The sequence below is a fragment of the Elusimicrobiota bacterium genome, assembly GCA_041658405.1.
Lineage (GTDB): Bacteria > Elusimicrobiota > UBA5214 > JBBAAG01 > JBBAAG01 > JBBAAG01.
Window position 1 is genome coordinate 1 of record JBBAAG010000073.1, and the last position, 16,906, is coordinate 16,906.

The 16,906-nt window shown below is 41.3% G+C and carries 16 protein-coding genes and 1 pseudogene; all 17 read right to left on the reverse strand.

All coding sequences use genetic code 11. From position 1 onward, the window contains the following. Positions 1–351: site-2 protease family protein (locus WC955_10850; protein MFA5859546.1), on the reverse strand; the 351-nt coding region annotated here is incomplete at its 3' end. Next, on the reverse strand, positions 345–1,514 hold the full coding sequence (locus WC955_10855; protein MFA5859547.1) for a 1-deoxy-D-xylulose-5-phosphate reductoisomerase: 1,170 nt from the start codon (positions 1,512–1,514) through the stop codon (positions 345–347). The genes WC955_10850 and WC955_10855, both read right to left, overlap by 7 nt. Positions 1,515–1,535: 21 nt before the next feature. Further along, on the reverse strand, positions 1,536–2,417 hold the full coding sequence (locus tag WC955_10860) for a phosphatidate cytidylyltransferase (protein MFA5859548.1): 882 nt from the start codon (positions 2,415–2,417) through the stop codon (positions 1,536–1,538). A gap of 21 nt (positions 2,418–2,438) precedes the next feature. Further along, the gene (locus tag WC955_10865; protein ID MFA5859549.1) at positions 2,439–3,134 is read right to left on the reverse strand and encodes an isoprenyl transferase; all 696 of its coding nucleotides are present in this window, start codon (positions 3,132–3,134) and stop codon (positions 2,439–2,441) included. 4 nt (positions 3,135–3,138) lie between these two features. Next, a complete protein-coding gene (gene frr / locus WC955_10870) occupies positions 3,139–3,699 on the reverse strand; it encodes a ribosome recycling factor (protein ID MFA5859550.1) in 561 nt (186 codons plus the stop codon). After that, positions 3,689–4,438, reverse strand: coding sequence for a UMP kinase (gene pyrH / locus WC955_10875; protein ID MFA5859551.1), 750 nt, complete (start codon positions 4,436–4,438; stop codon positions 3,689–3,691). Before pyrH ends, frr begins: the two co-directional genes overlap by 11 nt. A gap of 6 nt (positions 4,439–4,444) precedes the next feature. Beyond that, complete coding sequence (locus WC955_10880) at positions 4,445–4,801, reverse strand: response regulator (GenBank protein ID MFA5859552.1); 357 nt, start codon at positions 4,799–4,801, stop codon at positions 4,445–4,447. Between the two features lie 33 nt (positions 4,802–4,834). Next, entirely contained in the window at positions 4,835–5,482 is a 648-nt protein-coding gene (tsf, locus tag WC955_10885; GenBank protein MFA5859553.1) for a translation elongation factor Ts, read from the reverse strand. Between the two features lie 175 nt (positions 5,483–5,657). Beyond that, positions 5,658–6,335 (reverse strand): annotated as a pseudogene (gene rpsB / locus WC955_10890) (30S ribosomal protein S2). 127 nt (positions 6,336–6,462) lie between these two features. Then, positions 6,463–7,737 carry an L-rhamnose isomerase gene (locus WC955_10895; GenBank protein ID MFA5859554.1) on the reverse strand — a complete coding sequence of 425 codons (1,275 nt, stop codon included), beginning with the start codon at positions 7,735–7,737 and terminating at the stop codon, positions 6,463–6,465. 10 nt (positions 7,738–7,747) lie between these two features. Beyond that, the gene (locus tag WC955_10900; protein ID MFA5859555.1) at positions 7,748–9,334 is read right to left on the reverse strand and encodes a rhamnulokinase family protein; all 1,587 of its coding nucleotides are present in this window, start codon (positions 9,332–9,334) and stop codon (positions 7,748–7,750) included. Continuing rightward, complete coding sequence (locus WC955_10905; protein MFA5859556.1) at positions 9,258–9,806, reverse strand: YhcH/YjgK/YiaL family protein; 549 nt, start codon at positions 9,804–9,806, stop codon at positions 9,258–9,260. Before WC955_10905 ends, WC955_10900 begins: the two co-directional genes overlap by 77 nt. A gap of 26 nt (positions 9,807–9,832) precedes the next feature. Beyond that, positions 9,833–12,319 carry a glycogen/starch/alpha-glucan phosphorylase gene (locus WC955_10910; protein ID MFA5859557.1) on the reverse strand — a complete coding sequence of 829 codons (2,487 nt, stop codon included), beginning with the start codon at positions 12,317–12,319 and terminating at the stop codon, positions 9,833–9,835. A 68-nt stretch (positions 12,320–12,387) separates the two neighbouring features. Next, positions 12,388–13,461, reverse strand: coding sequence for an ATP-binding protein (locus tag WC955_10915; protein MFA5859558.1), 1,074 nt, complete (start codon positions 13,459–13,461; stop codon positions 12,388–12,390). Continuing rightward, the gene (locus tag WC955_10920; protein MFA5859559.1) at positions 13,455–14,933 is read right to left on the reverse strand and encodes a hypothetical protein; all 1,479 of its coding nucleotides are present in this window, start codon (positions 14,931–14,933) and stop codon (positions 13,455–13,457) included. Before WC955_10920 ends, WC955_10915 begins: the two co-directional genes overlap by 7 nt. After that, positions 14,914–16,401, reverse strand: coding sequence for a hypothetical protein (locus WC955_10925; protein MFA5859560.1), 1,488 nt, complete (start codon positions 16,399–16,401; stop codon positions 14,914–14,916). The genes WC955_10920 and WC955_10925 overlap by 20 nt, the downstream gene beginning before the upstream one ends. 8 nt (positions 16,402–16,409) lie before the next feature. Beyond that, positions 16,410–16,775 (reverse strand): response regulator, encoded by a 366-nt coding sequence (locus WC955_10930; protein ID MFA5859561.1) that lies wholly within the window; start codon positions 16,773–16,775, stop codon positions 16,410–16,412. Between the last annotated feature and the right edge of the window lie 131 nt (positions 16,776–16,906).

A 16,906-nucleotide genomic window follows, 5' to 3' on the forward strand; every position in this document is an offset into this window, starting at 1 on the left:
AAGCGCGTATACCCCCGCAAAAATTATCACTGCTGTAACATAATTCATGAACGGCCCGGAAAATGAGATTATTGAACGCTGCCACCAGGGTTTAGAAAAATATTCATCCGGTTCACCTTTAATATCCTCAACAAGTTCGCCTGCCATCTTTACATACCCACCCAACGGAATTGCGCGGATGACAAACTCAGTCCCTTGTTTATCGCTTATCCCAACTAACTTCGGGCCAAATCCAATTGCGAACCGTTCCACTTTAACCTTAAAATACCGGCATGCTGCAAAATGCCCGGCTTCATGCACAAGAATTGCCACACCTAAAGTTACTGCTATCCCTAACAATGATATTAACATTTACTTATAACCCTTTCTGTCTCCGTACGGGTATGCTTGTCATAAAACTCAATAGTTTCCAAGTCCGGTTTCCGTACGGGTTTATGTTTCTCCAATACTATAGATATAATCTTACTAATTTCCTGGAAGTTAATCACGTGTTTGAGGAAGGCTTCAACCGCTACTTCATTCGCTGCGTTTAATACAGTCGGCATCGTACCACCGGCTTTCAACGCTTCAAGCGCCAGTGCTAAACACGGAAACCTGTTTGAATCAATCGGATAAAACTCAAATGCTTTGGGTTTGCTCCAGTCAATGGCTGGCAGGCCGGTATCAACCCTTGCGGGATAAGTTAATGCGTACTGTATCGGCAACCTCATATCCGGAACTGAAAATATTCCTGCGGTATTCCCATCAATAAATTCTACCATCGAATGCACAATGGATTGCGGGTGAACTACAATACCCAGTTTTTCTAGTGGCATATCAAATAAATACCGTGCTTCAATAATTTCAAATCCTTTATTCATCAATGTTGCGGAATCAACTGTAATCTTCCGGCCCATCTTCCATGAAGGATGTTTTAACGTATCTTCTACGGTAACTTTTTGTAAATCCTTTTTTGAATACTTATAAAACGGCCCGCCGGATGCGGTAAGTACTATTTTCCTTATATTTTCCCGAGGTGTACCGTCTATACACTGAAATATAGCAGAATGCTCGCTATCCACCGGTAATAACCGTGTACCCATTTTTTTTACAAGCGACATAACAATTTCACCGGCGGTAACAATTGGTTCCTTATTTGCAAGCGCAACAGTTTTCCCGGCCTTAAGAGCTGCAACCAACGGGCGTAACCCCACAGCACCAACCACTGAGATCAATACAAAATTTGCCTCGTTTAGCGTAGCAACCTGTTCCAACGCGTCATTCCCTGTCAGCACACGCGTATGTAACCCAGCCTTCCTCACTTTTTCTTCCAATACCTTTGCCAATTGAGGATTTGTCACACCTGCATATTCCGGGTGGTAAGTTTTTACTTGCTGCTCCAGCAATGCAATATTACGTTGTGCGGTAAGCGCAATAATTTTATACTTATCTTTTGGCAGCGTGGATATTACATTCAACGCATTCACGCCGATTGAACCTGTTGAACCAAGGATAACAATTTTTTTGGTTGACATAATAAAATTACTACCGTTGCCTCACAAAAACAGTTTGAGGTAGTAATACAGCAACGGCCCGGCAAACATCAAACTGTCAAACCGGTCAAGCATACCCCCGTGCCCGGGCAGTAACGCACTTGAATCCTTAACCCCAACCTGGCGTTTAAAAAATGATTCAGTTAAATCACCGAAGAAGCCCGCAACCGATATTATCAACGCAATACTTATGATATTTACAATAGACAATCCGCGGATAATAAAAATATTGAATAACCACACAACTATGATACTAGCAAGCACACCTGCAATCCCGCCCTCCAATGTTTTATGCGGGCTTACTCTCGGGAACGCATATATTTTCCCAAAGGTAACCCCCGCGGCATACGCAGCAGTATCACCTATCCAGATTGTCAGGAATAACATGAACGTATACTGCTGTCCTAATGGGCGTAACTCGCGTAGCATTACAAGATGGCTTAACAACCATACCACGTAGATAACACCCCAGAAGGTTATCATTATGTCAATATACGTAGTTTCCTTAGGTTGACGGAAAAGTTTCCAGATGAGATATACCGCGACACCCAGAAAAAAGATTAGCATCACAGCGTCAATCGGTAACGGATCGTTTAGTATACGCCCCGCAGCGGCAGTAAACTTACCTGAAACTACCGCCTTTTCATAAACCTTGCCAATAACCGCGCTTTCAGTATAAATTAGTACGTACATCACACTACCGAAAATCAGGCCAAACACTTTTCCCGGGGAAAATCCCACATCCTGCCATAACGCATAAAATTCCCATAAACAAAGTAGGGTAACGGTATAAATCGCAAACGCAAATGGTAAATTCCCAAGCCAGATTACCAATAGTACTATAGGTATACCTATCAAACCTGTAAGAAAACGTGGTAGTAACATTGATTTCCCTTTTATTATTTATTACTCGCCATAACGGCGTCCACGTTTTTGAAACTCCGCGAGTGCCGTCAATAGATCTTTCCTTTTGAATTCCGGCCAAAGTACCGGTGTAAAATATAGTTCCGTATAAGCCAGCTGCCACAACATAAAATTTGATACACGCAGCTCGTTACTTGTCCGTATTAAAAGATCAGGGTCCGGTAATCCGGCAGTGTAAAGATGTGAGGAAATCATTTTTTCATCAACAACTTTAGTGCCGGTATCAATTATTTTTTGTAACGCCTGTACAATTTCCTGCCGGCTGCCGTAGTTCAGCGCTAAGTTAAATATCAACCCTGTATTTTCCCCGGTTTCACGAATGGTATTCTCAATTTCCTGTTTTGTACTTCCAGGTATCCTGGATATATCTCCGCTTACCCTGAGAACAATATTGTTTTTTACCAACCTTACGCGTTCTTTTTTCAGGTACTCGCACAACAGCGACATCAGTGTATCAACTTCCACTTTTTTCCGGGTCCAGTTTTCCGTTGAAAACGCGTAGAGAGTTAATACCTTAATCCCGATTTCCGCACAGCACTCTACAATATCCCTTACTGATTCAGCTCCGGCATAATGCCCTTTATGCTCAAGTTTACCGTTCTTACGCGCCCACCGGCGGTTACCGTCCATTATTATTGCGATATGTGCCGGTAGTTTGGTAAAATCTACGTCCGGCATTGTGTTAGACTTCAAGAATTTCTTTTTCTTTCCCAGTAAGAATATCGTCAATTTGTTTTATATAACCATCTGCAATTTTTTGGAGGTCTTTCTCGGAATTAAACTTATCATCCTCGGTTATCTCACCTGCTTTTTGTGTTTTTCTTAATAATTCTAAAGCATCCCTGCGTTCATTCCTAACACCGATACGGTATTCTTCTGACATTTTACGCACAACTTTTACAAGATCCTGCCGACGTTCCTGTGTTAACTGCGGGAGAACCAGGCGGATAACCTTACCGTCATTCTGCGGGTTAATTCCGATATTTGCTTTGATAATAGCTTTCTCAGCTGCAGGGAATACGCCTTTATCCCAAGGACGGATCTCAATAGTTTTTGCATCAGGGATATTTATAGCCGCAATTTGGTTTAACGGCGTCAATGCACCGTAGTACTCAACTTTGATGCCGTCCACCAAAAACATAGACGCGCGGCCGGTACGTACCGACGCAAAGTCGTTCCTTACTTTATCAATAGTTTTCTTCATCCTCTCCTCAGCTTCGACAAGGATTGTTTTAGCGTTCATACTTGTCCTCCACCTCCGATACTAAAGTTCCTTCTTTCATATTACCCGCCACAATATTCCTGACATTGTTCTTTTTAAATAGGTTAAACACAACAATTGGCAAGTTATTCTCTAAACATAACGATAATGCCGCAGCGTCCATAACGCCTAACCTCTTATTCAATGCTGTGGTATAAGACAACTCCTTAAACTTTCTTGCAGTTGCAACTTTTTTTGGGTCAGCAGAATATACGCCATCAACTTTTGTGGCTTTCAGCAAAACATCAGCACTGATTTCAATCGCACGTAAGGCTGCAGCGGTATCTGTAGTAAAATACGGATTACCTGTCCCCGCAGCGAAGATCACGATTCTTCCTTTTTCAAGATGCCGTATTGCACGGCGGCGGATGAAAGGTTCCGCAAGTTTTGCCATCTCAATCGCGGTTTGTACACGAGTGGGTATATTCATTTTCTCTAACGCATCCTGTAACGCCAGTGAGTTTAATACAGTGGCAAGCATGCCCATATAGTCAGCGGTAACATGATCAATCCTGTATCTACTGTTCTCTGAAGTATCGCGTCCACGCCAAATATTTCCACCGCCGATAACGATACCGATATCCACCCCGAGGTTGCGTGTCCGTACAATTTCTTCCGCAACATTACACACAGCAACAGGGTCAATCCCGTACTTTTGCTCCCCAAGCAACGATTCTCCGGAAAGTTTTAGGAGTATACGTTTATACTTAGGTTTAGGCATTGAGTGTTATCCTATCAACTCTTTAATTCTCTGCTTTAAAACATCAAGGTCAAAGGGTTTGAGAAAAAAATCGGCCACCTCGGTATCACCGATTTCCTTCATTGTATCCTTATCGTAGTACGCGGTACAGAAGATTACCGGCAATTTCGGCCATTGTTTCTTCAACTCTTTCGCGAATTCCACACCGCTTTCACCGGGTAGTTTTATATCCAACAACGCGAGGTCCGGCGTAAAGTATTTAACAAGTTCGCGGCCTTCAGCAACACTATGCGCAGCAACGGTCTTATAACCGGCTTCCGTAAGCTCATCGTACACCAATTCACGCAGAGTGTCCATGTTTTCTACGACAAGCAAGTTTTTCATGTTTTCCCTTATAGCCGTGTTATATTACGCCAGTCACTCCGCTACTTTATTGTCACTGGTCTTCGTTTCTGCGGTTTCTAACTCTTCCCCTACGCGGTACCGTACAAACCGTCCTACAACAATGTTTTCTCCGAGTTTTGCTATGTTTTCGGTAATAACATCTTTAACTGTTTTGTTCGGGTCACGTACATAGGGTTGTTCTAACAAACAAAAATCTTTATAAAACTTTTCAAGCTTACCTAATAGTATTTTTTCAACAACTTCCGGCGGTTTTGGTTTTGTATCCTTTGCCATTTGCACACGATAGATTTCTTTCTCTTTCTCTATAATATCCGCAGGTACAGTCTCGCGGCTGACCCATTGCGGGTTTGCTCCGGCGATCTGTAATGTTAACTCTTTTACCAAACTCTTAAACTCATCTGTCTTTGCCACAAAATCTGTCTCGCAATTAAGTTCTATCAATACTCCAAGCTTACTTCCCGCATGTATGTATGCCGAGATCAAACCGTCACCCGCGTTGCGGGTAGATTTTTTTGCTGCCTGAACTATACCGCGTTCACGTAATAGTTTAATAGCTTTTTCAATATCCCCGGCAGTTTCGTTCAATGCCTTCTGGCATTCAAGTATTCCCGCACCGGACATCTGCCTTAATTTTTTTACTGTCTCTGCTGTAACTGCCATATGTACAAAAAATCCTTTCGTAGAACTACAATTATTCTTTACTATCCTCTTTTTTTACTTCTTCCTGAACTACTTCAATTTTTTCTTTTGCGGCTGATAACTCCTCATCTTTTGCGAGTTCATCGTCGGGAACGCCAGGGACGGATACAGCAGTACCATCCTGCGTTTCTTTCATCTTCCTCCCTTCGATCACAGCTTCCGCCATCAACCCCGTAAATAACCGTACGGAACGCATCGCATCATCATTACCCGGTATCGGATAATCTATTTTATCGGGATCACAGTCGGTATCGCAGATCGCTATTATCGGTATGTTCAGCCGTTTTGCTTCCGCAACAGCGGTTGCTTCCTGTATTGGATCAACCAAAAACATTGCTGAAGGCAAGTTTTTCATGTCTTTAATCCCAACGAGGAGTTTGTCAAGTTTAATCCGTTCTTTTTCCCGTCTTGACGCTTCCTTCTTTGGTAAAAGTTCAAGGATGCCATCATCTTTACTTTTCTGGAGCTCATTCAACCGTGCAATAGATTTTCTTAATGTTTCATAATTAGTTAACGTACCGCCCAGCCAGCGGGTTGTTATATAGTACACTCCTGCGCGTTGAGCTTCCTGCATAACAATTTCCTGAATCTGACGTTTAGTTCCGACGAAAAGCACTTGTTTCCCTTCACTACTGACTTCTCTTAGAAACTTATACGCTTTCTTAAGTTCTTTAACGGTTTTCTGCAGGTCTATGATGTGAATGTTATTCCTCTTAGTGAAAATATACTTCTTCATCTTCGGGTTCCACCGTTGCACCTGGTGCCCAAAATGTACACCTGCTTCCAATAGCGACTTCATACTAATTACTGCCATTAAGCCTCCTTACACCTCTTTTTTTGTTTGTTAATTAATACAACAAAATTTGATAAACATAAATTTTATTTATAATACAATGAATTGTCAATAGTTATTTCATCATAAGTTTTTGTGACAACACAATTTATCTTCTATTTAAAACCTTTCCTTCATACGCCAAAATTTCTTTAATAATCCGGCTTTCTTCGGAGATAACATTTTTACGGCAGCAATATTCTTCCCAAATATCATTATACGGCATTGCTTTCATCTGTTCCAACAACGCTAAACGCGGATAATATTCACCCCGGGATTCATATTCCTGTAACTGCTTTACCGGTTCAAGCAACGCGTATAACAAAGTTTTTAATACCGCCCGCGCACCGGTAACCCATGCACCGATACGGTTAATTGACGCATCAAAATAATCAAGCGCAATTATTACGCGCCCCACCGCGCCGGCACGCACAATTTCGTGCATTACCTCGTGTAAGATGTCATCGGAGACTACTACATGATCGCTATCCCACCGCACCCCGCGGCTTACATGCAGGAGTACTGACGGGAAAAATTGCAGTAATGCAGACACCTTATCCCCGATAGATTCCGTAAGATGGTAATGCCCGAGGTCAAGGCAAAGCAGTAAATTGTTCTTCAGCGCATAGCTCAGGTAAAACTCGTGCGAGCCTACGACAAACATTTCACTGCCGATACCGAACAATTTAGGTTCTACTGCGTCAGCAACAAACTTAGCCGGTAACTTGGTTTTATATATTTTATCCAACGAATCCTTTAAATCCCGGCGATACCCCGCGCGGTTAACACAAAAATCTTTCATCCCATCCGGGATCCAGAGGTTATGAATACTGGTACTCCCGCAGGATTCTCCAAAGTATTGCGTTATCCTGCGGCAACGTTTAACATGTTCAACCCAGAATCCGCGGATACCCGGGTCCCTGCTGCTAAGAGTAAACCCTGCCGCTGCTTTTGGATGCGAGAACAACGTAGCGTTAAAGTCCAATCCCGTAACTTTATTCTTCAATCCCCTCGACCAGTCTACCCATCCTTCATAGTGTTTTGATTCAATCTCATCACGGTCAACACGTTTCCCGCTGAACTCACCATAGATCGCGTGGAGGTTAACCCTGTGTTTTCCCGGGAGATACGATAATACCTGTTCTAAATCACGCCTGAGTTCCTTGACATTACGCGCGCGGCCCGGATAATTACCCGTAACCTGTATCCCCCCCGATGACAGTTCCGCATCGGGTTTCTCAAACCCAGCAACGTCATCACCCTGCCAGCAATGAAGCGAGACAGCAACTTTTTCAAGCGCAACAATTGCTTTCTCGGTATCCACCCCAAATTCTGCATACTTTTCTTTAGCGTTGTTGTAACCACACACTTTTTTGTTAACCATTGTTTTTTATTTACCTCATCGTTGTATTTTTATAATTAACGAATTTTTTGTAGATATCCGTAAATCCGGGATACTGTTTTTTTGACGGTACATATTTTAACGTTGGGAAAGAATTGCGGATAAGCTTCCTTGCGGTTTTCAACGAACCGCACTGCCTGCTTGCTATTGACTGTAATAAAATATTCCCTACTGCCGTAGCTTCCACAGGGCCGGTAATAACTTCCATTTGCGTAAAATCAGCGGTTAATTGAGACAACACTTCATCTTTTGCACCACCTCCGATGATATGCAACCTGCTCAAATTACGGCTAGATACTGTGTTTATCAACTCTCCGGCGTACCGGTAATCCAGTGCGAGGCTGTCGTATATACACCGCGTATACTCCCCGGGATTATACGGAACTTTCTGCCCGCTTTTCCTGCAGAAAGAAGAGATTGTGCCTGTCATACTTACGGGATTCAGGAATATAGAATTATCAGGGTCAATCACTGCGATACTCAACGGCTTAATTTTTAAAGCTAAGTTCATAAGTTCTGCGAATGTATATTTCCGCCGCAACTTTTTTTCCCAGTCCCTCCGGCATTCCTGCAGCAACCATAAACCCATAATGTTTTTTAGTACACGGAATGTACCGCATACACCGCCTTCATTAGTAAAATTATATTTATATGTTTCATCATTTATTACCGGATTCCGTGTTTCAATACCCATCAACGACCATGTACCTGAACTTATGTATGCACAGGACTCCATATCTTCAGCAGGTACAGCAGCAACAGCTGAGGCAGTATCATGCGAGCCAACAGCAACGACATTAGTTTTCTCAAGCCCGGTAAGCCGGCATATTTCGTCGGTAAGTTTGCCTATCACAGTGCCCGGCTGCACAATTTTGCGCATGAGGTTAATGTTTAACCCCAGCTTTTTGAATACATCTTTATCCCACCCGCGGGTAACAGGATTATACAACTGCGATGTAGTAGCAAACGTAAACTCCGCTGCCATTTTGCCGGTAAGGAAATAGTTTAATATGTCCGGGATAAACAACAACGCATCCGCGTTTTTCAGCAGCGGGTCATTATTCAAAACAGCCGAGTATAACTGGAACACAGTATTGAACTGCATAAACTGTATTCCCGTATGGTTGTAGAGATTACGCTTGCCTACTCTGGCAAAAACTTTTTCCATCATACCGTCAGTACGGCTGTCACGATAAGCATACGGATTTGCAAGAAGTTCGCCGTTTTTGTTGAACAGCGCATAGTCAACACCCCAGGTGTCAATCCCGATACTGTTAATTTTGGTAAAACCACGCGCTGCGCATACGCGTAACCCTGTAATTATTTCGCGGTATAACCCAAGGATGTCCCAATATAACCGCCCGTGAAGGCGAATATTACCTGTAGGAAACCGGTGAAGTTCTTCAAGAACAACCTTACCCCCGGGGGTTATAGTACCAAGTATCACGCGCCCGCTCTCCGCCCCGAGGTCAACCGCGAGATATCGGCAGGTTCCTGAGTTACTACTTTTTTTCTTCATCTTTACAGTTACACTCTTTATGGCCATCCTCATCCCCGCAGCCGCAACTACAACTATCATCTTCAAGTTCATCTTCCGGAAGATTACTAATTTTAATTTTGATGACCACCTTTTTATTTTTTCCGTCACCACATAACGGTGCATGAGCGTCAAATGGATACATTATCACAAACGTTCCTTCCGGAATGTCAACATAACTCACAGGCTTGTCATTAAATATACCTACATCTTTAGGTTCATCATATTCTTTATCAACTTCCTTACAGTCTTCAATACTTTTCCATCCAAGTATTTCTTTACCTGAAAGGGTTACATGAATATCAATATACTCACGGTGGAACTCAAGCTTATTCCCATCCCTGCCCTTACCTTCACCTGAAGATACCATAACGTAAACATCATTCCCCATAATTTCAGTCCTCCCGTCGGATAACGCGGCAGGCGGGATTTCATTAAAAAACTCAATTACTTTCTCCAACCGCGGGACTATCATCACATAATTCCCTAAATCACTTAACCGGTCAATAATCATAAACTACTGTCTCCTCTTCTGTTAAATTACTCAATCTCCAACTTTACAGGTTTTATTTTCCATATATCTTTGCAGTACTCCCGGATAGAACGGTCTGACGAAAAGTATCCCATCCGTGCAACGTTAAGAATTGACATCCGTGTCCACCGATCTTTATCCTGATACGCTTTCCCAACACGTTCCTGGCATTCGACGTACGACTGATAATCAGCTAACAGTACGTACTGATCGTTATAGACCAGTGAATCCACTAGCGGGTTAAACAACCTTTCACCCCTGGAATAATCGCCGTCACGTATTTTATCCAGTACTTCTTTTAGTTCCGGGTTGTTATTATAGTACTCATACGAACGATACCCGTTTGCCCATAACTGCTTAACCTCGTCAACTGTCATACCAAAAAGAAAGAAATTTTCGTCCCCCACTTTTTCACGGATTTCCACATTTGCACCGTCCAGCGTGCCGATAGTCAATGCGCCGTTCATCCCGAATTTCATATTACCTGTCCCAGACGCTTCTTTCCCGGCAGTAGAAATCTGTTCAGAAAGATCCGCTGCGGGATACACACGCTGTCCCAGAGTAACACAATAGTTCGGTAAAAATACAACTTTAAGCATACCGTGTATATCCGGATCATTATTCACTACATCCGCTACGGAATTAATAAGTTTGATGATAAGTTTTGCCATATAATATCCCGGAGCTGCTTTTCCGCCGAATATAAATGTCCGGGGCTGGGTTGAAAGGCTCGGATTCTTTTTTAACCGGTTGTATAACGTAATCACATAAAGGAGGTTGAGATGCTGGCGTTTATACTCGTGAATGCGTTTCACCTGAACATCAAACAAACTTTTTGGATTCACTACTATCCCGGTTTCTTTTTTTATATACTCCGCGAGGATGCATTTAGCTTCATACTTAGTTTTCTGCCATTCTTCACAAAAACCCTTATCCTTAACCAGCGGCTCTATTTTTCTTAACTCACCCAAATCTTTGATCCACTTCTCCCCAATATATTTAGAAACAAGTTTTGTAAGGCCTGGATTGCTAAGCACCATCCAACGCCTCGGAGTTACCCCGTTAGTTTTGTTATTAAACTTCTCCGGCCAAAGTTCATAAAAATCTTTTAACACATCCTCTTTCAATAGTTCGGTGTGCAGCTTAGCAACGCCGTTAATCGAATAACTGCCTACTGAAGCAAGGTTTGCCATACGCACATACCGTTCACCGTACTCATCAATTAACGACAACCGTGATTCTTTCCCTGAATCACCTGGATAAAGTTTGTGGATACTATCCATAAACCGGCGGTTGATTTCGTATATGATTTCTAAGTGCCGCGGTAAAAGTTCACCAAACAATTTTACCGGCCATTTCTCCAGCGCTTCCGGTAAAAGAGTATGGTTTGTATAAGCAAACGTTTTTTTTGTAATCTCCCACGCATCATCCCATTCCATCCCGTATTCATCCATGAGTAACCGCATAAGTTCTGCAATTGCGATTGACGGATGTGTATCGTTCAGCTGTACCGCATACTTTATATGAAAACCAGTAAGATCTTTTGCCGTCTGTAAATGTATCCGTATCATATCCTGCAATGAGCAGGAACAAAAAAAATATTGCTGCTGCAGGCGCAGTTTTTTTCCTTGAAACGCTTCATCGTTAGGATATAACACTTTTGTAATATTTTCAGAATGCACTTTTGCTTCAACAGCGCCGTAATAATCCCCGACATTAAACGCGTGGAAGTCAAACGATTCACGTGCTTCTGCTTTCCATAGCCGTAACAAACTCGCGGAGCCGACTTTATACCCGAGTATCGGAGTGTCATACGCAATACCTTTCACTGTTTCACCAGGAACCCATTTTACGCGGTAACGCCCTGACTCATCAAAAGATCCTTCAGTTTTCCCGCCAAACTTCACTGTGAAACACACCTCAGGCCGCGCGATCTCCCATGGGTTTCCCAACTGCAGCCATTTATCAGTAACTTCCACCTGCCACCCGTCTTTTATCTCCTGGTCAAAAATCCCGAATTCATAACGTATACCGTACCCGATTGCGGGGATCTCCAGTGTTGCTAAAGAATCCATAAAACATGCTGCCAGGCGGCCAAGCCCGCCGTTTCCCAGGCCGGGCTCCTCTTCCTGCGCGATTATGTCATCTAAATCCTGCCCGAGTTCTTCTACTGCCTGTTTCACATGGCCATATAAACCAAGATTGATAAGGTTATTTCCCAAATGCGGGCCCAGCAGATATTCTGCGGAGAGGTAGCATACAGTCCTGCTTTTCTTATCATGATACATCTCTGCGGTATGGATCCACCGGTGGAGCAGGTAATTTTTAACAGTATAAGAAACTGCAAGGTAATAATCATTTCTTGTAGCAACTTTAGGAAACCTCGCCTGGCGATAGACAAGGTTTTCAGTTATAGCTTTCTTCAAAACGTCAACGCTTACTTCCGGTGATACGGCAACACTTTTTTTTGCGGCTGAACGTTTTTTAGGTTTCATTTTTTTAGTACCTACTGTTTTAAAATATTTATTCAAAACATTATACTAAATTATCACAGGCTGTTTTCCTAACCGCGGGGCAGCGTAAAAACAAATGTACTTCCTTTACCTAATTCACTGGTAACCCATATTTTACCATTATGTGCTTCAACAATATTTTTTGCTATAGCCAATCCCAAACCTGTCCCCCCGAATTCACGAGTCATGGACCCATCAACCTGATGAAAATACTGAAATATTTTCTTATGATTTTCCGGTATTATACCAATTCCTGTATCAGTGACACTTACCATAATGCAATCTGTTTGTTGTTCAGTTTGAATAGTAATTTCGCCTTTAGCAGGGGTGAACTTAATTGCATTATCAACAATATTGGTAATTACATGTGCTATTCTGTCAGGATCTATTTTAACCAACGCATCATTATTTAAAGAAAGGGTTAGCATAATATTCTTTTCTTTAACCAAAGGCGTTAGCTTAGCTACGGCTTCACGAATGATGGCGGTTAAGCTAACCTTTTCTTTCTTAAGATTCAATGTACAATCTTCTATTTTCGTAAATTCTAACAGATCCGTAACTAATTTTACCATGCGTTCAGTACTTTTTTGGTAGATATTGAACAGCCTCTTTTTTTCTTGGTTAGTTTCCATATCACTAAGAAGGCTTATCGACCCTTGAATTGACGTCAGCGGCGTTCTTAGTTCATGAGAAACATTTGAGAGAAACTCAGTTTTCAACCGGTCTAATTCTTTTAGTTCAACAAGTTCAGAAGCTAAACGCTGTTTCTCCAAACAGCGTTTAACTACCAATTTTACTTGAATAATATCGAATGGTTTTAGAATATAATCATAAGCCCCAGCCCGCATTGCATCAATTGCCGTCTCAAGTGTAGCATTACCGGTCATAACAATCACTTCTGTCTGGCTATGCTTCTCTTTAACCTGTTTTAGCAGTTCTATCCCATTTATGCCAGGCATTTTTATGTCAGTGAGGATAATATTGAAATATTCAGTCCTAATTAATTCCATACAGCGCTGCGCGTTTTCTGCAACTTCAACGCTATAATTTTCATCAACCAAAACTCGCTTGCATAAATTACGGATTGGCTCTTCATCATCAACTACTAAGATTGATACTACCATACCCACCCGCCCGATCTTTTGTCCTCTAACATTCTATTGACACGAACTTTACACTCATCCGACACAAACGGGCTGGACATTATCTGTACCAATCCATGCAAAATCTTACTTTGTATCCTATAATCCTTTTGTTCAACGGATTTCATTAATATTTCAACAGTATCATCATCAGCTATCTCGATAAGGACATCAACTGTGTTCAGCACGACTTCCGGTTCTGTACTCAGCATTAACTCATTAAGATCAGCTAAAGCACGTGGTTTATCTGCCTTATATAAAGCAATCGCTGCAACGCGCATACGCTGGTGATAACTCTTTAATAAACTATCATTACCACCACTGTCTGAATACTGTACTGCTTCCTGCATCTGCTGTTTTAAATCTACCTGCACAATTTTAGGCTCAACTGCGTTATCATTCCGGTTGTTGGCTTTATTAACATCTTTTTTTAAGTACTCAAGTTCCAACCCGGTCCGGTGCAGCATATTCTCCAGTTTATTATTATCGTTAATAATACCGCGTACCTGTATTTCTATTCGATTAAGCTGTTCCGCTAATCTTAAATTTTTGTCTTCTACAAGTTTTGTATTAAATTCCAGATGAGGTATACGCTCATTTAATTCTTTTATTTTATCCTCAAATATTTTTTTTAATACCTCATTCTTTTCCTCTTGTACGCCACAAACAATTTTGTAGCATGCGTATATCCCGGATACCATGATTATCAATATTAAAGATATACAGGCATAAAACGTTTTCTTATCCACAAAACCGGTACTTTCTTTATTTGTGCCGGTATTACCGCTGGCTTTAGAAATAAAATTTTGAAGTTGAACAGGAATAGACTCATTATTGATAGATTTATTACTTTTTGACGGCGTATATTTTGGCCTTAATCTCTCATTTACTTTTACTTTCTCTCCGCTTTTTAGTTGAACTACGGATTTGTTGGGTGTACTGACATTAACTACATGCGAACTACCCTGCAGCCTGGCTGCTGTAGCATTATTTTTTGCTACATCCTGCTTTCTATTTTCTACGACTTCCTTCTCATCAGTATTTGTAATAAGGCTGGCAGCTTTGTCCTTCTTAACCAAAGGATTAACTATTGAGTACAACTCTTCAATATCTTTGTGGCCAATAACAATTTTCCGCCCTTTTTCTAATAAGCTTAACGCCGCAGTATTATCATGTTTCATATAATACTGTGTCCCTCCTTCTAAAACCACTTTAACTAACAATTCCTTCACTTTTCCATTCCCTGGCGTATAGCTCAACGATTTTGAGAGGTTATCCACTGCAGCAGTATAGTTACCGCGCAAATATTCGTTCATCCCCGCCTTAAAATATAACTCCGCACGGGGAAGGTTTTCAGATATCAAAACTTGAATAAACGGCGTTGTCAGAATAATACCGAGAATAAGTATCTGCACAAACAAATAACCAAGAACATTACCTCTGTATGTTTTCATAGTACTCCAAAACAGACTGCAACCTTCTCAATAATTGCAGCGCCTCATCTTCCGTAGGGTTTATACTCAACACAACTGCTAATGCAGCTTCCGCATCTTTATACTTTTCCGCTTGAATAAAAATATGTGCCTGTGCAAGCGCTGAGAATAATTTGGCTTCAGAATAATCCGGTTGAATATCTAAAACCAACTTTGTTTCTTTCAATACCGCAGCATAATTCCCTATTTCGTATTGTTTTTTAGCAAATACCGTTTTTTCGCGTATAAACAATAACCTTTGCCTTTCATCAGTCTGCATCAGCAGGTTACGTATATTCTGGTTTCCCGGTTCCAGTTTCAGTGCATTCTCCAGTATTGCTTTACCCTCTTCATACTTACCGTCTTCAATTAATAATTTTGCACGGGATAATTCCGTAAGTATTTTTTGCCTAAGCTTAAGTTCTGTGTTTTGCGTATTTAGATCGTTCATATATTCCTTTTTTTCAATTTTAAACTTTTTTATATCATCAGTAATTTCATTTTTTTGTAGTTTTAACTCCATCATTTTTGCTTCGAATACTGAACTATATTGCCAATTGATACTGACATGATGCATTCCCCCCAATAATTCATGGACTGAATACGCGTAATCCACTGCGGCATCGTTATATCCCACGCCAAATCCTAAACTAATACTTTTATGATTTATGCCGCAACGTATATCAAAATACTTACCAATCCGTGCCTCAATACCGGCTAAACCATAAATTACCGTATTGTTAAATATACTCTCCGTAATTACGTCAAATAACACAGTAAATATTCCGCGATAAAAAGTATGGCTCATTCCTGTTTTTAGGTTCAACGCATACTTTTCTTCCTTGTTATTCAAAGATAATACCGGAGCTATAATATTCTGAAACATAAACCCAAAGGCGGTATTGCTGTTATAACTAAATATATAACCTATATCCAAACCATACCCATAAGCTGAATGGTTGAAGATTAAATCATTGATAACTTTTAAATTAGCACCCACAGCGCCAGTCGGTAAAGCATGCATATACGTCAACACCAGCCCGGATTGACAGGCATTAAAACTACCAACTTCTTCCGCCAAGGCGTTAGTCTGTTTAATATCCCCGGTTTCTAATGCCAAATAATTTATTGCTATCACACTCCCCGTGGAAACCGGGAAAGCATATGATAAACTCATCAAATATGTATCCGATAATATACGGGTACAGTATAAGTTTAGGCTCCGATTATAGACTCCATATAATCCCGCTGGATTTGAATAATACGCACAAGGATCGCCGATAACAGCTGTACTTGCATTACCCGTACCACTATTACGCGCTGATGCAGACCATGTAAGCCATTGCATACCCAAATCTCCTGCAACTGGTTGTTGCCAAGTACTACTTTCCTCCGCACTAACCCTCACGGCAAGTGTTGTTTCCAAGGTTATCAGGTATGTAATCAGCATAAGAATTCTCATCCGTCTATTTTATCTTTCAATATTTCTTCAATTGCTTCTTTCAATGCTTTCATTGAAAACGGTTTTAGCATAAATTTTGTTATTTTATCCCTTTCATTATCTTTGAACATCTCAGACATTTGCTCGCGGCCGGTAATAACTAATACCGGCACATCCTTTGTTCTTTCATTAGCTTTTAACCGTTGATTCAGGGAATACCCATCAAGTTTTGGCATCATAACATCAAGTAAGATTAAATCAGGCGTTAAGGCCTCCAGTATTCCCCATGCGAGTTCTCCGTCTGCGGCATGCGACACTTTATATCCTGCTTGTTCTAATGAATATTTAATCACATACGCCACATCTTCTTCATCTTCTACCAACAAAATATACTGCTCCCATATAAGATTATAGCAGAAATTGGTAGAATAAAGCCTCTGGAAAATGGAGGCAAAAAAGTATGGGGTATCGTAAATGGGACAGCGAAACGAAGTTTCTCATAGTGTTAGAAGGG

Coding starts and splice junctions, on each gene's coding strand:
- WC955_10855 (MFA5859547.1), bottom strand. CDS start 1,514: ATGTCAACCAAAAAAATTGTTATCCTTGGTTCAACAGGTTCAATCGGC.
- WC955_10860 (MFA5859548.1), bottom strand. CDS start 2,417: ATGTTACTACCACGTTTTCTTACAGGTTTGATAGGTATACCTATAGTA.
- WC955_10865 (MFA5859549.1), bottom strand. CDS start 3,134: ATGCCGGACGTAGATTTTACCAAACTACCGGCACATATCGCAATAATA.
- frr (MFA5859550.1), bottom strand. CDS start 3,699: ATGAACGCTAAAACAATCCTTGTCGAAGCTGAGGAGAGGATGAAGAAA.
- pyrH (MFA5859551.1), bottom strand. CDS start 4,438: ATGCCTAAACCTAAGTATAAACGTATACTCCTAAAACTTTCCGGAGAA.
- WC955_10880 (MFA5859552.1), bottom strand. CDS start 4,801: ATGAAAAACTTGCTTGTCGTAGAAAACATGGACACTCTGCGTGAATTG.
- tsf (MFA5859553.1), bottom strand. CDS start 5,482: ATGGCAGTTACAGCAGAGACAGTAAAAAAATTAAGGCAGATGTCCGGT.
- WC955_10895 (MFA5859554.1), bottom strand. CDS start 7,737: ATGGTTAACAAAAAAGTGTGTGGTTACAACAACGCTAAAGAAAAGTAT.
- WC955_10900 (MFA5859555.1), bottom strand. CDS start 9,334: ATGATAGTTGTAGTTGCGGCTGCGGGGATGAGGATGGCCATAAAGAGT.
- WC955_10905 (MFA5859556.1), bottom strand. CDS start 9,806: ATGATTATTGACCGGTTAAGTGATTTAGGGAATTATGTGATGATAGTC.
- WC955_10910 (MFA5859557.1), bottom strand. CDS start 12,319: ATGAAACCTAAAAAACGTTCAGCCGCAAAAAAAAGTGTTGCCGTATCA.
- WC955_10915 (MFA5859558.1), bottom strand. CDS start 13,461: ATGGTAGTATCAATCTTAGTAGTTGATGATGAAGAGCCAATCCGTAAT.
- WC955_10920 (MFA5859559.1), bottom strand. CDS start 14,933: ATGAAAACATACAGAGGTAATGTTCTTGGTTATTTGTTTGTGCAGATA.
- WC955_10925 (MFA5859560.1), bottom strand. CDS start 16,401: ATGCTGATTACATACCTGATAACCTTGGAAACAACACTTGCCGTGAGG.